Genomic DNA, 13,083 nt, shown 5'->3' with positions numbered 1-13,083 from the left:
GGGCTCCCCGCTTTACTTCGCCGCCTCCCGCGCCACCGCGGCAATGGCCGCCTGCACATCCGCCTCGCGGCTGCGGTGGTTGGTGATGGCGGCGCGCAGCATCACGCGGCCGCTTGCGCGGGTGGTCGAGAACACCGCCTCGCCGCTTTCCTGCAGGGTCTGGGCAATATGCGCGTTCAGCGCCGACTGCGCCTCCGGCGCCAGATCGCTGCGCGCGGTGAACACGCAGACGTTCGACACCACCGGCGCCCCCAGTTCCATGCGCGGCTGCGCCTCCACCTCAGCGGCCATGAACGCCGCAAGTTCGCAATTGCCGGTGATCGCCCCGGAGAACGCCGCCTCGCCATAGGTTTCCAGCGCCGTCCACACCTTCAGGGCCCGGTTGCCGCGGCTCAGGTCAATGCCGTAATCGCAGAACCACGGCTCGCCGCCCGCCAGCCCGCGCTCGGCGCCTTCCAGATACGCGGGCCGCGCCGCAAAGGCCGCCCGGTGCTCGTCCTCATTGCGCAGCAGCGCCATGCCGCAGTCGTAGCCCACATACATCCACTTGTGGAAATCCAGCGCGATGCTATCGGCCCGCCCGATCCCGTCGCTGAGCGACCGGTACGGCTCATCCGCAATCCGCGTCCAGGCGCCAAAGGCCCCGTCCACATGCAGCCACAGCCCCAGCGCCGCCGCCGCATCCGCCAATGCGTTCAGATCGTCAAACAGCCCCAGGTCCACGGTGCCCGCATTGCCGACCACCAGAAAGGGCACCGCGCCCGCGGCCTTGTCGCTTTCAACCATCTCCGCCAAGGCCGCGCAGTCCAGCTTGCCCTCCGCCAGCGGCACCTTGCGCAGGTTGTCCGAGCCGATGCCCAAAAGCTCCACCGCCTTCAGCGTCGCGTTATGCACGCCTTCACCCGCATAGGCGGTCAGCCGCACCGCGCCCTGCCCGGTCTTGCGCAAGTCTTTCAGCACCCGCAGCCGCGCCGCCTGAAAGGCAATCACCGTGGCTTGCGAGGTGCCGGTTACCAGAATGCCGCTGGCGCTGTCCGGCATCCCCATCTTGCGGCGGGTCCAGTCCACCACCGCGCGCTCCATGTAATTTGCGCCATGATCGCGCCCGCCCATATTGGCATTGACCGCCGCCGCCGCCAAAGAGCTGATCAGGTCCGAGGCCAGCCCCGACCCCTGCACCCAGCCCCAGAAGCGCGGGTGGGTATTGCCGCCGTGATAGGGCAGCACGTCGGAGATGATCCGGTCCACGGTTTCCTGCGGCCCGCGCGCTTCCGCGGTCACCGCATAGCGCGCGTCTATATCCTCCGGCACCGGCTGCCAGGGACGCTCCGCGGCCTGCTGCATCTGGTCCAGCGCCGCCTCCAGCATCCGCTGTGCTTCCGCCCGGAACGCAGCCCAGTCCTGCGTCTTGATCCCCTTCTCAGCCACCTGCGCGCCCTCCTCCTGCCAATCGCTGGCTGAGGTCTACCCCGCAGGCCCTTGCGCCGCACGGAAAATATCGACGCACCCGGATTACCGGAACTTAGCTTCGATGGTTTGATAACTCGCTCGCGGCGGCAACCGACCGGGACGAAGGTAGACGCGTTGCGGCATGTTCGGCCCGGCGGCACGCCGGGAAGCCCCTGACGCCCCCATGGGCGGGGGCTGCCCTCACCGTATTAGATTCAAGACGATAGACAGCCCTGTCCGCCTTATCCACAGCCCCTTGCGTGCCTCTTCCACCCGGCCCCAACACCTGCCATAATGGCCGCCAATCAACACCAAGGAAGAGCAGTTCCCGCACATGGCCGACGATCTCCTCAGCACGCCTGCATCCGATACCTATGACGCCTCCTCGATCGAGGTTCTGGAAGGCCTCGAACCGGTCCGCCAGCGCCCCGGCATGTATATCGGCGGCACCGATGAGCGCGCGCTGCACCACATGGTGGCGGAAATCCTCGACAACTCGATGGACGAGGCCGTCGCAGGCCACGCCAACCGCATCGAGGTGACGCTGCATTCCGACTACGCCGTCACCATCTCCGACAACGGCCGCGGCATCCCGATCGACCCGCACCCCAAGTTCCCGGACAAATCCGCGCTGGAGGTGATCCTCTGCACCCTGCACGCAGGCGGCAAGTTCTCCGGCAAGGCCTATCAGACCTCCGGCGGCCTGCACGGCGTCGGCTCCTCGGTGGTGAACGCGCTGTCGGATTCCATGGTGGTCCAGGTCGCCAAGAACAAGGAGCTGTTCGAGCAGCGCTTCTCCCGCGGCCTGCCCCTGGGCCCGGTTGAGAAGATCGGCGCCGCCCCCAACAAGCGCGGCACCTTCGTCACCTTCCACGCCGACGAGCAGATCTTCGGCCACCACCGCTTCAAGCCCAAGCGCCTGTTCACCCTGGTGCGCTCCAAGGCCTATCTGTTCTCCGGCGTCGAAATCCGCTGGAAATCGGAAATCGACGACGGCGAGACGCCCACCGAGGCCACCTTCCACTTCCCCGGAGGCCTCAAGGACTACCTGACAGAGGTGCTCGGCAAATCCTCCGTCTATGCAGACCAGCCCTTTGCCGGCAAGGTCGAGTTCCGCGAGAAATTCGGCGAGCCGGGCTACGTCGAATGGGCGATCAACTGGACGCCGTCGCGCGACGGCTTCACCCAGTCCTACTGTAACACCGTCCCGACGCCCGAGGGCGGCACCCATGTCACCGGCTTCTGGGCCGCGATTCTCAAGGGCATCAAGGCCTACGGCGAGCTGGTCAGCAACAAGAAAGCCGCCCAGATCACCCGCGACGACCTGATGGCGGGCGGCTGCGCGCTGGTTAGCTGCTTCATCGCCGACCCTGCCTTTGTCGGCCAGACCAAGGACCGCCTGTCGACCGAGGCCGCCAACAAGATGGTGGAAAACTCGGTCCGCGACCATTTCGACAACTGGCTGGCCGCCGACACCAAATCCGCCGGCGCCATCCTCGATTTCCTGATCCTGCGCGCCGAGGAACGCCTGCGCCGCAAGCAGGAGAAAGAGACCCAGCGCAAGTCCGCCACCAAGAAGCTGCGCCTGCCCGGCAAGCTCACCGACTGCACCTCCAAGGACCGCTCCGGCACCGAGCTGTTCATCGTCGAGGGCGACTCCGCGGGCGGCTCCGGCAAGGGCGCACGCAACCGCGTGAACCAGGCGCTCTTGCCCTTGAAGGGCAAGATCCTGAACGTGCTGGGCGCCGCCTCCAACAAGCTCGGCTCCAACGCCGAGATCAACGACCTCTGCGAGGCGCTTGGCGTCGGCCTCGGCACCAAGTTCAACCTTGACGACCTGCGCTATGACAAGATCATCATCATGACCGACGCGGACGTCGACGGCGCCCATATCGCGTCGCTGCTGATGACCTTCTTCTTCACCCAGATGCGCCCGCTGATCGACGGCGGCCACCTCTACCTCGCCTGCCCGCCGCTGTTCCGCCTGACCCAGGGCGCCAAACGCGTCTACTGCCTGGACGAGGCCGAGCGCGACAAATGGCTGGAGAAGGGCCTGGGCGGCAAGGGCAAGATCGACGTCTCCCGCTTCAAGGGTCTTGGCGAAATGGACGCCAAGGACCTGAAGGAGACCACGATGGACCCGGCCACCCGCAAGCTGATCCGCGTCACCATCGACGAGGACGAGCCCGGCGAGACCGGCGACCTGGTCGAGCGCCTGATGGGCAAGAAACCCGAACTCCGCTTCCAGTATATCCAGGAGAACGCGAAGTTCGTGGAGGAACTGGATGTTTGAGGCATGAACATTGAAGAAAAAAGAATTTGAAGAACAGTTCGATTTTATCGCCAAAGACTTGAACAAGTTGCGCACGGCGGCGTTCGGGATAATTTCGAGCGCGCTGTCTGATATTGACATCATAACTCTGCCGATTCAATCGCGTGTAAAAAGCCGAGAGAGCGCCTCGAAAAAAATAGATATAAAAAAATACAAGGCCCCACTTGAGGAGATGACTGATCTAGTCGGCTTCCGCATCATAACCTACCTTGAAAGCGACGTTGAAAAAATTGAGCACAAGCTTAGAAGTTGTTTCGACATAGACAGTGAAAACAGCATCGACAAAAGGAAACCTGAGAGGCTAGACACAGTCGGGTATCGTTCGCTCCACCTCATCTGCAAACTCGGAAAAGGTAGAAAAGATCTCTCGGAATACCAAAACGTGTGGAACATTTCGTTTGAAGTACAAGTCAGGACGATATTGGAACATGCATGGGCAGAAATTGAGCACAAGCAAAACTACAAGTCTGACGTAGCTCTCCCTCCTAATTTGCAAAGACGATTCATAGTGCTTTCTGGCACGCTGGAGCTAATTGACAGAGAGCTTTCCACAATTGTAGACGAAGCTCAGGACTACCAAGATAAAATCAAGAACTCTCCAGAGGAAATTGCAGCAGACACTCTATCAGAAACATCTCTTTTCACCATTGCGGAAAAGGATGCAAAAAATAAGGGAATCACACTCAGAGAGGCCCTCTCAACCAGCGGGGGCCCTGAACTCCTTGAGGAACTTTTTAGTTTTGGAGTAGAAACGAATTCTGAACTTCAAGAACTCCTCACCACTATTGACGCAAATTTGTACCCTAAATATGAGTCAGAGACTACCGTTTACGGGTACGTGCGGGACGCGATGATAATTTGCGACCCCCATAGATATTTCAAACATTCATTTCATGGGCAGTACGTCATTGAGGAAGGCGAAGCGGTGAAATACAATGCTCTATCGCCCCATATTGCTGATTTTATTAGTCTCGCCGAAAAATATGGCGTAGGAATCGTCCCTAATGAGTACTAATTTTTCTAACACAGACTTGGTCATCCCTCGCCCCAAGTCGCGCTTTCCTGCCAATCTCTCGCCACACAAGGCCCACGCCTGACCTTCCCCCCATTTCAACTTTGTGAAAATACTCCCGCCGGAGGCATTCCACTGCTAGGTCTGCGACTGCCTGGGCGGGCGCGAATGCGCCTGCCGGGGGGCAGGCAGGCGCAGACCGGGCCGCAAGCGACCCGGTCAGGGGAACAAGCCGCAACCGTCACATTCCAAAAAACATGAGGGTGCAGGCGGCGGGGCCTCCCACCCGGCAAAGCCGGAAACCCCGCATGGCGCTCCGGCCCCAAGGGGCCGTGCTACGGCCGGGAGAATATCACCGTGTCACGCCTGCCGTTCCTCCCTATGCCGAGCCGGGCGACCCATCAAGGGTGTTGCGCCGAACCCCGAACCACCGCACGCCCCGCTTCCGCCCCCTTAACCCCGCTCTGCCATACTCCAATCCGTCGCGACACCGGTGCGGACTGACACCCCGCACCGCCAGGAGATACGGGAACCCCCAAGACCACCTCTTCATCGGGTGCAGGGGTTCTCCGCACAACGGAAGCTTTCGAGCGGACATGGGGGCTTGCGATCCCCTGCCCGGCCCTCCGCCTCTGGCCCAACCGGGCCCTTGGCGGCGCCGCCACCTCTACCCCGGCCAGCACGACACGGCCACAATACATAACGGCCCACCCGGCCCATCACAGCCACCGGACGGAGACAGCCTCCCGCCCGGCCATTCCCGCGCGCCGGTGACAGCTTCGTGAGGGCTGTTGCCTGAAACCCCTGTCCCTTCCTATGGTTAGGCCATCACCCCCAGCCAGGAGACCGGGCATGGCCTTCATCGCGGACAACCAGCTGCCCCTGCTCCTGATGTTCTTCTTTGCAGGGCTGATCGGCACCGCCTTCCTGTTCCGCAAACCGGCGGGCCACCGCGCCTGGAAACTGGCGGACCTCGTCTGGGTGGTCCTCGGCGGCTTCGGCGCGCTGGTCGCTGTCATCTCCGGCATCTACGCCGCCGACTCCTCCAAGCTCGAACGCCAGATCGACATCGCCTATGCCGCCACCGCGGCCTTCGACCGCGACGCCGCCCGCTTCCGCCTGCGCTTCTGCGACCCGGCCTATGACGCCGACATCGCGGTCCTTTGCGAAAAGGTCGAATTCCTCTCCGCCTCCACCGCGGGCAACGCCGAACTGCCGCTGTTCATCGCGGTGACGGATGAGGTCGCGCCGCTGCAAGGCCTCAGCTTCCTATTCGACGGCGGCCGCGCCGGGATGGACGAGATGAAAGACATGGAGGCCCAGGCCAGCGCCTTCGACCCGGAGGCGTTTCTTGTGTTCACCGCGCTTGACGCCCCGACGCAGGCCGCCGTCGACACCATGCGCCGCAAGGTGCCCGCCATCGCCGGCGATTTCCTGATCATCGCCCGCGCCTATGACGACCTCATCGCCCATGTGTCCAAGCTCAAGGAGGAATGGGAGTACCTGCAGGACAACGCCCATATCCTGGTCTTGCAGATCATCGCCCTCTGCCTCGTCAGCTTCGCCGCTCCCTTCCGCCTCGGCAAATCCATTGTCGAGCTGCGCGCGCGCCGCTAACCTGAGGAGACGCCAACAGGACCCGCCATGCGCAGCTTCGACGAGATCTATGCCATTTCCGCAGACCGCCACGGCGGGCCGGAGGCGCTGGAGGAAAACCTCACCAGACCCGACCCGAAGGTGACCGAGCTGCCCGAGGACCGCTGGCTCGCCACCATGACCAAATGCATCTTCCAGGCGGGCTTCAACTGGAAAGTGATCGAGGCGAAATGGCAGGGTTTCGAGGAAGTCTTTCACGGCTTCGCCCCCGGCCCATGCGCCTTCATGCCGGAGGACGAATTCGACCGCATCCTCAGCGACACCCGCGTGGTCCGGAACGGGGCCAAGCTCGCCACCGTGCGCGCCAACGCCGCCTTCCTGATGGAGCTGCGCGACCAGGGCGGTGCGGGCAAGGTGCTGGGCGGCTGGCCCTCCACCGATTACATCGGGCTCTTGGAGATGCTCAAGAAACGCGGCAGCCGCCTCGGCGGCATGACCGGCCAATACGCCATGCGCTTTGCCGGCCGCGACAGTTTCATCCTGTCACAAGACGTCACCGCGCGCCTGATCGCCGAAGGGGTGATCGACAAACCCGCCACTTCAAAATCCGCGCTGAAAGCGGTGCAAGGCGCCTTCAACACCTGGATGGAGCAATCAGGCCGCTCGCTCACCGAAATCAGCCGCGTGCTGGCGATGAGCTGCTGAGGCGGGGCCGCGCATGATCCGCTGCCTGCTCCTCGCCCTGCTGTTTCTCGCCGCCTGCGGCCGCCCGCTGACGGAAACGGAGCGCGCCTATCTCTCCACCCTGCACGGAACCAGCCTCAATGCGGACAAGGTGCGCATCGTGAACGGCGCCCCCCTGGGGCCCGTCACCTTCCGCCGCAGCCCGCGCCCGCGCGTCACCTGCCGCGAGCGCATCCTGCCGCCGGTCACGGATGAGATCGTCACCTCCAAACCCGCCGCGGTGGCGCTGTTCAACCGGATCCTCTTTACCCGCGACTGGTATCTGGACAATTACCTGCCGGAATACCCGGACCGGCTGCACCTGGTGGAGGCGATGCTGCTGGCGCATGAGGCCACCCACGTCTGGCAATGGCAGAACCGCAAGCGCACCGGCTATTCGCCGCTGCGGGCGGCGGCGGAGCACGGCCCGGACCGCGACCCCTACCTGTTCGACCTGGAGGGCGAGCCGGACTTCGGCACCTACGGCTTTGAACAGCAGGGCGCCATCATCGAGGAATACGTCTGCTGCCGCGCGCTCGCCCCGCAGGCCGCGCGCACCAAGCGCCTGCACCGCATGCTGGCAGCCGCCATGCCGGTCCGCCCGCTGCCGCAATCGAGGGAAAGGGCCGTCTACCTGCCCTGGAAGGACGCGGAACTGAACGGCATCTGCGACTGACCCGCCGCCGTTTCCCGGTACGGAAAACGGGCATGGAAAACCGGTTTTTCATGGCCGGTATCCGCGCCGGATTCCGGTCCTGCGCCGCAACGTACCCCTTGTCTTGCCGCAGATTTTCCGGCCACAACTCTCCCAAGCAAATTTCAGGAGTCGCACCATGACCCAATATGCCCTCATCATGCTGGCCGCGGGCCTTGGCATTCCGGTGCTGGCCGCGCTGAACGCCGCGCTCGGCAAGCTGATCGGCTCCCCCGCCTCTGCCGCCGTGGTGCTGTTCCTGATCGCGCTGGTGGCCACCATCCTCTATGCTCTGATCGCCGGTCCCCAGGCCCTGGCCAAGATCCCCTCCGCGCCCAAGCACCTGTTCCTGGCGGGCGTCCTGGTGGCCTTCTACGTCTTGTCGATCACCTATGTGGCGCCGCATTTCGGCGTCGGCAACGCGGTGTTCTTCGTGCTGATAGGCCAGCTGATCTCAGCCGCCGCCATCGACCACTTCGGGTTGTTCGGCGCCCAGGTCAGCCCGCTGACCCTGACCCGCGCGGCCGGCATTTCGGTGATGGCGCTGGGGGTCTGGATCACCCAGATGGCCTGAGGAGCAGGCTGCGCCTTACCCGGAGACCTTCTTCACGAACTGCGACTTGAGGCCAATCGGGCCAACCCCCGGCACCTTGCAGTCGATGTCGTGATCGCCCTCCACCAGCCGGATGCCGCGGACCTTGGTGCCGACCTTGATGACCGAGGACGTGCCCTTCAGCTTCAGGTCCTTGATCACCGTCACCGTATCGCCGTCCTGCAGGACGTTGCCGACGCTGTCGCGCACTTCCTTGGCCTCGCCCCCGGCATCTCCCGCCGCCCATTCAAAAGCGCATTCGGGGCAGATCAGCAGGGCATCCACCTGATAGGTAAAGGCAGAGGAACATTCGGGGCACGGCGGCAATGTGTCAGTCATGCCCCGCCAATAGCCGGCATACCGCACCAAGGCCAGCGCCGGATGCTCCCGCTGCGCCCAGCCTGTGCTATACTCCCGGGCGGGGTCAGCGAAAGGCCAGCATCATGACGGGCGATATCCCCGAGCACTACAGCGGCGGCGGCAATCTGGCGGACCGGATTGCGCGGGACCTGCGCGCCAGGGGACTGGAGCCCTCGGACCTCACGCCCGCCGAGTTCGAACCCCTGGATGAATTCCACTTCCGCGGCCGCGCCGCAACGCTGGAGCTGGCCGCGCAAATGCGGCTGACCCCGCAGTCCAATGTGCTCGACATCGGCTCCGGCCTCGGCGGCGTGGCGCGGACCATTGCGGACACTGCGGGCTGCCATGTCACCGGCATCGACCTGACGGCGGAATTGTGCGCGGCTGCAGCGGAAATCTCGCGCTGGCTGGGCCTCGCGGACAAAACCGAATTCCAGCAGGGAGACGCCACCAGTTTGCCCTTTGCCGACGATGCCTTTGATGCCGCCATCACCGTGCATGTGGCCATGAATATCCCCGCCAAACACCGGATGTATTCTGAAGCGCGCCGGGTGCTGCGGCCCGGCGCGCTGTTTGCGGTCTATGACATCCTGCAGGGTGAAGGCGGCGAAATGATCTTTCCGGCGCCCTGGGCGGCGGAGCCATCGATCAGCCATCTCGCCACGCCGCAAGAGATGGAAACCCTGCTGCGCGAGGCTGGTTTCAAACTGCTGGACAGCATCGACTCCACCGCCGAAAGCCTGCGCTGGCTGGAGGAGCGCACCGCCGGCACAGGCCCGCCGCCGCCGGTGCCCATCACCACCCGCCTGCTGTTCGGAGAGGGCTACAAGCAGATGGTGCAAAACCAGCTGCGCGCCCTGCGCGAGCGCCGGATGCTGACCTGGAGCTTCCTCTGCGAGGCCTGAGGCCCGCGCCTACGCCCCGTTCGGCTTGCCGCTGACCTTGATATTGCCCTGCAGCTGGGCGCCGTTCTCCGTCGACATGGTCTGCGCCGACACATCCGCCTGCACCTGCGAGCTGGCCGCCAGCCGCAGGTCCTCGCACTGGATCTTGCCGCTGTAGGCGCCTTCCACCGTGACCGATTTCGCGCTCAGCGCGCCGTCCACGGTGCCGCCTTCCAGCACTGTCACCGCCTGCGCCGACACGTCGCCAATGACCCGGCCGCGGACCTCGACGCTGCCCTTGCTGGAGGTGATATTGCCTTCAACCGTCACATCTTTCTCGATTACCGAATTCACCACGTCTCAGCCCTTTCTGCGCATCCCCGGACAGCCTAACCCGCCCAGGCCAATTTGAATAGCTGATAGCAAACAGCCGCCCAAGGGCCAAAGCCGCGCCTGATCCGCCGGCAAGGTTCCGCCGCCCGGCTGCGCTTGCCGCCTACTCCACCTGCGGAAAAGGTGCCGGCAGCGGGGCGGCGCTGTATTGGAACAGCGAGCCCCAGAAACCGCCGGGGCTGGGCTGCCAGGGTGCCGTGTTCATGTCCAGCGGCGCGCAGGCAGAGGACCGCGTGGCCGGGTTCACCTTGGCGCGCTCGCAGCGCTCCGGCGTGGTGTGGCAGGCCGTCAGGTATTGCTGCGGCCCCTTCTGGCCGCTGTCCTCCTGGTAGCAGTAGCGGACCGCCTCCTCCTGCAGCTGGGCGCGGGCCTGTTCCACCAGCTGCTGGTTTCCGGCCACCGTCTTGCTCGCTGCCTCCAGCGCTGCCGCCGCGTCCTGCTGCACCAGTTCCGCATCGCGCTGCAGCTCCCCGGTCCCGCCCTCCGCCGCCTGCAGCGCTTGGGTCAGCCGGGCGTTCACCTTCTGCGCTTCCGCCAGCGCGGTCTGCAGCTCTGCCACGGTGGCATCGTATTCCACCAGCTTGGACTTCCACTTGAAGCCGGCAAAGCTGCCCTCCTCGAACCCGGCGCTGACCAGAATGGCGTTCAGTTTCTGCGGAAACAGCAGGAACACCGCAAACAGCGCAATCACCGACATGTCGCGCAACAGGACCACCAGATCCTTCAGGACCGAAACCGTCTTCTGCATCTGAACCCGCCGTCACTGGAACCACACAGGGGTTAGAGTGGACCGGGAGGTTCGCACAGGTCAAATGACCGGGTTTCCGCATGCCCGGAACAAGGCGCGCAGCGCCGCCGGGCAGAGCCCGTCCGCCCCCTCGGGCGGGCTCTTTGGCCACGGTACGGATCTATCAGAACTTCTACGGAACAGGCGGGATAAACTGCCATACAACCCAGTCAGCGCCGCCCACCCGCGGACGGGCCCTGCCCGGCCCTTTCAAAAGCCGCCTAAACCGGCACCAGCAGCCCGTTCTCCAGCTTCACCTGCCGGTCCATCCGCGCCGCCAGATCCAGGTTGTGGGTGGCAATCAGCGCCGACAACCCCGTGCCGCGCACCAGCTCCATCAGCGCTGCAAACACCTGGTCGGAGGTTGCGGGGTCGAGGTTCCCGGTCGGCTCATCCGCCAGCAGCACCCGCGGGGCATTGGCCAGCGCCCGGCAGAAAGCGACCCGCTGCTGCTCGCCGCCCGACAGCGCCGCCGGGCGGTGATCGGCGCGGCCCGCAAGGCCCACGGTGCCCAACAGCTGCGCCGCCCGCGCTACCGCCGCCTTTTGCCCCGCACCATTGGCCAGCTGCGGCAGCACGATGTTCTCCAGCGCGGTGAATTCCGGCAGCAGGTGGTGGAACTGGTAGACAAACCCAACCTCCTGACGGCGCACCCGGGTGCGGCGGCGGTCGCCCTTTCGGGTCACGTCCTCGCCCGCCACCCGCACTTCGCCTGCGTCCGGCGTATCCAGCAGCCCCGCGATATGCAGCAAGGTCGACTTGCCCGCGCCCGAGGGTGCCACCAGCGCCACCACTTCGCCTGCCCGCAGGCACAGATCCGCACCGCGCAGCACATCCACCTGCCCCGGCGTGCCGGTCAGGTAGGATTTGGTGATCCCCTTCAGCTCCAGCGTGATCTCACTCATAGCGCAGCGCCTCCACCGGGTTGAGGCGCGCCGCGCGGCGGGCCGGGAAAATGGTCACGAAGAACGACAGGCCCAAAGACAACGCGGTGGCCGAGACCACATCCGCCAGCCGCAGCTCGGCGGGCAGCGCATAGATGCCGCGGATCGACGGGTCCCAGACGCCGCCGCCCATAACGTAGTTCACGAAGGAGAAGATCGGGTCGATATAAAGCGCAAACAGGCAGCCCAGCACCACGCCGCAGATGGTGCCGATCACGCCGGTGAAGGCGCCGCAGATGAAGAACACCCGCATCACCGAGCCTTCGCTGAGGCCGATGGTGCGCAGGATGCCGATGTCGCGGCCCTTGTTCTTGACCAGCATAATGAGGCCGGAGACGATGTTCATCGCCGCGATCAAGACAAGGATCGACAGGATGATGAACATCACGTTGTCCTCGACCTCCAAGGCCCGCAGGAACCCGCCTGAGGCATCGCGCCAGGTCCAGACGCCCGCAACGCCACCCGCCGCGGTCAGGATCGGCAGCGCAATTTCCTCCACGTTTTCAGGGTCTTCCACCATCACCTCAATCTCATCCGCGACACCCTCGCGGTTGAAGAAGCTCTGGGCTTCGGCAAAGGGCAGATAGACCCGGGTACGGTCGATGTCATAGCGGCCCGCAGTGAAGACATAGACCACCTCATAGGCATTCACCCGCGGGCTGGTGCCAAAGGCGGTTTTCACACCGTTGGGAGAGATCAGCTTGATCTTGTCGCCGACGCTCACCCCCAGCTCCCGCGCCACGCCGGAGCCGATGGCGATCCCCTCCCCGAACCGCGCCAGGTCGCCCACGGCGTCCTCGCTCTGCGCGACGCCTGGGATGCCCTGAATGTCCTCGGCAGAGATCCCGAACACCTCAACGCCCGCATTGCGCTGGCGCAGGTTTGCCATCACCTGTCCCTTGACCAGCGGCGCGGCGCGGGTGACGCCCGGCACCGCGGCAACGGTCTCTGCCAGCGCCTCGTAGTCCTTGAGGCTGCGGTCCAGCACCCCGGCCTCATTCACCTCGCCATAGGAATAGACGGTGACATGGGCATTGGCGCCCAGAATGGTGCCGACAAATTCGGAGCGGAATCCGGAGCGCACTGCCAGCGTGGCAATCAGCGCAAACACCGCCAGAGTGATACCGATGAGGCTGATCCAGGTCATCACGCTGACCCCGCCCTCGGCCTTGCGGGCGCGTAAGTAGCGCCAGGCGATGATCCATTCGAAACGGGAAAACGGCGGTGGTGTCGTGGCCATATGGGGTCCTGCCCGGAAATTTTGCCTGCAAACTGTGCTGCCTAACGCCCGGGGTCAAGGTGCGGTTGCATATCTGC

General features: G+C 64.4%; 13 protein-coding genes. 7 read left to right on the top strand and 6 right to left on the bottom strand.

Annotated features, from left to right (window positions below):
- Positions 1–12: 12 nt before the first annotated feature.
- Positions 13–1,428: a pyridoxal phosphate-dependent decarboxylase family protein gene (locus tag KUW17_RS09870; protein WP_222478503.1), complete on the bottom strand. Its 1,416-nt coding sequence runs from the start codon at positions 1,426–1,428 to the stop codon at positions 13–15.
- Between the two features lie 355 nt (positions 1,429–1,783).
- Between KUW17_RS09870 and parE the strand changes: the two genes are divergently transcribed.
- The 6 genes from parE to KUW17_RS09840 all read left to right on the top strand — a co-directional run bounded on the left by parE (position 1,784) and on the right by KUW17_RS09840 (position 8,380).
- Positions 1,784–3,742 (top strand): DNA topoisomerase IV subunit B, encoded by a 1,959-nt coding sequence (gene parE, locus KUW17_RS09865; protein WP_222478501.1) that lies wholly within the window; start codon positions 1,784–1,786, stop codon positions 3,740–3,742.
- Between the two features lie 10 nt (positions 3,743–3,752).
- Entirely contained in the window at positions 3,753–4,796 is a 1,044-nt protein-coding gene (locus tag KUW17_RS09860) for a GTP pyrophosphokinase family protein (protein ID WP_222478499.1), read from the top strand.
- An 849-nt stretch (positions 4,797–5,645) separates the two neighbouring features.
- Positions 5,646–6,410, top strand: coding sequence for a hypothetical protein (locus KUW17_RS09855; protein ID WP_222478497.1), 765 nt, complete (start codon positions 5,646–5,648; stop codon positions 6,408–6,410).
- Between the two features lie 27 nt (positions 6,411–6,437).
- Positions 6,438–7,094: a DNA-3-methyladenine glycosylase I gene (locus KUW17_RS09850; protein WP_222478495.1), complete on the top strand. Its 657-nt coding sequence runs from the start codon at positions 6,438–6,440 to the stop codon at positions 7,092–7,094.
- A 13-nt stretch (positions 7,095–7,107) separates the two neighbouring features.
- A complete protein-coding gene (locus KUW17_RS09845) occupies positions 7,108–7,788 on the top strand; it encodes a hypothetical protein (RefSeq protein WP_222478493.1) in 681 nt (226 codons plus the stop codon).
- A 157-nt stretch (positions 7,789–7,945) separates the two neighbouring features.
- Positions 7,946–8,380 carry a DMT family transporter gene (locus tag KUW17_RS09840; protein ID WP_222478492.1) on the top strand — a complete coding sequence of 145 codons (435 nt, stop codon included), beginning with the start codon at positions 7,946–7,948 and terminating at the stop codon, positions 8,378–8,380.
- Between the two features lie 15 nt (positions 8,381–8,395).
- Here the strand turns inward: KUW17_RS09840 and KUW17_RS09835 are convergent, their stop codons facing one another.
- On the bottom strand, positions 8,396–8,737 hold the full coding sequence (locus KUW17_RS09835) for a zinc ribbon domain-containing protein YjdM (RefSeq protein ID WP_222478490.1): 342 nt from the start codon (positions 8,735–8,737) through the stop codon (positions 8,396–8,398).
- 104 nt (positions 8,738–8,841) lie between these two features.
- Here KUW17_RS09835 and KUW17_RS09830 point away from each other — a divergent pair, with 104 nt between their 5' ends.
- A complete protein-coding gene (locus tag KUW17_RS09830; protein ID WP_222478488.1) occupies positions 8,842–9,663 on the top strand; it encodes a class I SAM-dependent methyltransferase in 822 nt (273 codons plus the stop codon).
- 9 nt (positions 9,664–9,672) lie between these two features.
- Here the strand turns inward: KUW17_RS09830 and KUW17_RS09825 are convergent, their stop codons facing one another.
- From KUW17_RS09825 to KUW17_RS09810, 4 genes are all read right to left on the bottom strand, one after another.
- Entirely contained in the window at positions 9,673–9,999 is a 327-nt protein-coding gene (locus KUW17_RS09825) for a polymer-forming cytoskeletal protein (RefSeq protein ID WP_222478486.1), read from the bottom strand.
- A 139-nt stretch (positions 10,000–10,138) separates the two neighbouring features.
- Complete coding sequence (locus KUW17_RS09820) at positions 10,139–10,783, bottom strand: hypothetical protein (RefSeq protein ID WP_222478484.1); 645 nt, start codon at positions 10,781–10,783, stop codon at positions 10,139–10,141.
- Positions 10,784–11,043: 260 nt separating this feature from the next.
- Positions 11,044–11,727 carry an ABC transporter ATP-binding protein gene (locus KUW17_RS09815; RefSeq protein WP_222478482.1) on the bottom strand — a complete coding sequence of 228 codons (684 nt, stop codon included), beginning with the start codon at positions 11,725–11,727 and terminating at the stop codon, positions 11,044–11,046.
- On the bottom strand, positions 11,720–13,006 hold the full coding sequence (locus tag KUW17_RS09810) for a lipoprotein-releasing ABC transporter permease subunit (RefSeq protein ID WP_222478480.1): 1,287 nt from the start codon (positions 13,004–13,006) through the stop codon (positions 11,720–11,722). Before KUW17_RS09810 ends, KUW17_RS09815 begins: the two co-directional genes overlap by 8 nt.
- Positions 13,007–13,083: the final 77 nt, after the last annotated feature.

Source organism: Leisingera aquaemixtae (assembly GCF_019801145.1).
Lineage (GTDB): Bacteria > Pseudomonadota > Alphaproteobacteria > Rhodobacterales > Rhodobacteraceae > Leisingera > Leisingera aquaemixtae_A.
Note: the sequence above shows the minus strand (reverse complement) of the source record. Positions and strands in the feature narration are given on the sequence as shown.

Excerpts from the sequence above, each read along its gene's own strand:
- KUW17_RS09815 (WP_222478482.1), bottom strand. The coding sequence starts at position 11,727 with ATGAGTGAGATCACGCTGGAGCTGAAGGGGATCACCAAATCCTACCTG.
- KUW17_RS09845 (WP_222478493.1), top strand. The coding sequence starts at position 7,108 with ATGATCCGCTGCCTGCTCCTCGCCCTGCTGTTTCTCGCCGCCTGCGGC.
- KUW17_RS09830 (WP_222478488.1), top strand. The coding sequence starts at position 8,842 with ATGACGGGCGATATCCCCGAGCACTACAGCGGCGGCGGCAATCTGGCG.
- KUW17_RS09840 (WP_222478492.1), top strand. The coding sequence starts at position 7,946 with ATGACCCAATATGCCCTCATCATGCTGGCCGCGGGCCTTGGCATTCCG.
- KUW17_RS09820 (WP_222478484.1), bottom strand. The coding sequence starts at position 10,783 with ATGCAGAAGACGGTTTCGGTCCTGAAGGATCTGGTGGTCCTGTTGCGC.
- KUW17_RS09850 (WP_222478495.1), top strand. The coding sequence starts at position 6,438 with ATGCGCAGCTTCGACGAGATCTATGCCATTTCCGCAGACCGCCACGGC.
- KUW17_RS09810 (WP_222478480.1), bottom strand. The coding sequence starts at position 13,006 with ATGGCCACGACACCACCGCCGTTTTCCCGTTTCGAATGGATCATCGCC.
- parE (WP_222478501.1), top strand. The coding sequence starts at position 1,784 with ATGGCCGACGATCTCCTCAGCACGCCTGCATCCGATACCTATGACGCC.
- KUW17_RS09855 (WP_222478497.1), top strand. The coding sequence starts at position 5,646 with ATGGCCTTCATCGCGGACAACCAGCTGCCCCTGCTCCTGATGTTCTTC.
- KUW17_RS09835 (WP_222478490.1), bottom strand. The coding sequence starts at position 8,737 with ATGACTGACACATTGCCGCCGTGCCCCGAATGTTCCTCTGCCTTTACC.